Below are 1,659 nucleotides of genomic sequence, written 5' to 3' on the forward strand. Positions count from 1 at the left end.
TCCGGGCCCTTCTATCGGCCGAATACTACAATCGGAGACCGTATCTGGAAAACAGGCTCCACCCCATGCGCGAACACGAAGGAAATGGCATGACACTGCATCGCATGATTCCGGCGAAACGGCTGCTGGCCCTGCTCGTCTCGGCCGGTATGGCACTGACTTTGGGCGCATGCTCGTCCGACACGGACACATCCACGTCGGGAACGGACGCATCCGCCGCGGCTTCGCAAACCGGCAATGTGGCGATCTTCACCCCGTCCGACGGCATCACCATCTCCCAGCAGACCCCCATGAGCAAATGGGCGAAGCTCGTCCCGGAAATCGTCACTTCGTTGAAGCGCCAGGGGGTCAAGGGCGGCGACATCAGCGTGAAGTCCGCCTCCAGCCTCGAAAAGCAAAGCCAGAGCGTGCAGGACTACGTCGTCGACCATGTGAACGACACCGACGCCTCCGCGTCGAAAGACGGGAAGACCACGCTCATCGTCGCACCGGTGGCGCAGGCGGACGAGTCCGACCGCCAGTACGGCGACTACGCCGGCCACGCGCTCGACTGGAACGACGATTCCGCAGACGGGGACGAGCGGGAATACGCGCGATCCGCGCAACGTCTGGTATCCGCGCTCCAGCTCGCCAGAAATTCGGGCATGAAGGTCGTGCTGGTCTCCAACACGCTTAAAGGCTACGTTCCCGACGTATACGCGCCGATGTCCACGGCCGAGCAGATCGGGCGGACGCAGGCCCGCGAACTGGTCAACAAGCTCGCGCTCGACAAGGCCAGCTCGGACAACCCCAAGCACATCGAGGTGCTGCTCCCCCTCGACGAATCCGATGACGATTCAACCGCGGACGAAACGTTCGTCAAATCGGTGTTCGCCGGCATCTGGAAGGTGCTCGGCCCCTACTTCAAGGACGGAAAGGCGGTATCGCCGTCAGGCACGCTCACCGCGTCCAGCACGGATGACGACTGGGAGGCCGTGGCCTTCGACTCCAGCAAGGACGGGCAGGCGAAGAAGACGCTCGCCACGCGCCTCGGCATGGATTCCGATTCGACCGACCACACGCGCATCGACGGCATCATCGCCTGCAACGACTACATCGCCGGCCAGGTCGCCGACGGTCTGGACGACCTTGGATACACCGGATCGTCGGCCGACGTGAACCCGTCGATCACCATCTCCGGCATCGTCGGCAACATCACCGGCAAGAAGGATCTGAGGAAACAGGCCGTTCCCGACCCGTCCAAGGCGCCTTCCGACGACAATTCGGACGATGGCGGCAAGACGGGGGACGATGGTTCGGACGACGACGAGCAGAACGCCCGCTGGCCGATCGTCACCGGCTATGGCGCCTACGCGGGCATCATGCCGAACATCGTGAACGGCAAACAGTGGATGACCGCCGTGGAGAACCGCAAGAAGCTCGCCGGAGACATCGCCACGGTATGCGTCAAGCTCAATGCGTCCGAGAAGATCTCCGGACTTGGTTTCATCCGCTCCGCCACCATGGAGGGCAAGAGGATTCCCACCATCCATGAAAAGATTCTGGCGGTCAGCGCCGGCAACCTCAAAAAGACCCTGATCGAGCCGGGATACATCTCCTTGGCCGACGCGGGACTGTGACGCTCCGGCGCAACAGAAGAACGGGGAGATGGTGATGGCT

Annotated in this window: 1 protein-coding gene; it reads left to right on the forward strand. The window is 62.6% G+C overall.

The window, feature by feature from the left end; genetic code table 11:
- Positions 1 to 89 precede the first annotated feature (89 nt).
- Entirely contained in the window at positions 90 to 1,619 is a 1,530-nt protein-coding gene (locus tag B3C64_RS01740; RefSeq protein WP_291533290.1) for a hypothetical protein, read from the forward strand.
- The last annotated feature ends 40 nt before the right edge of the window (positions 1,620 to 1,659 follow it).

Origin of the sequence: Bifidobacterium sp. UBA6881, from assembly GCA_002451435.1 — a bacterium.
In the GTDB taxonomy this organism is placed as follows: domain Bacteria; phylum Actinomycetota; class Actinomycetes; order Actinomycetales; family Bifidobacteriaceae; genus Bifidobacterium.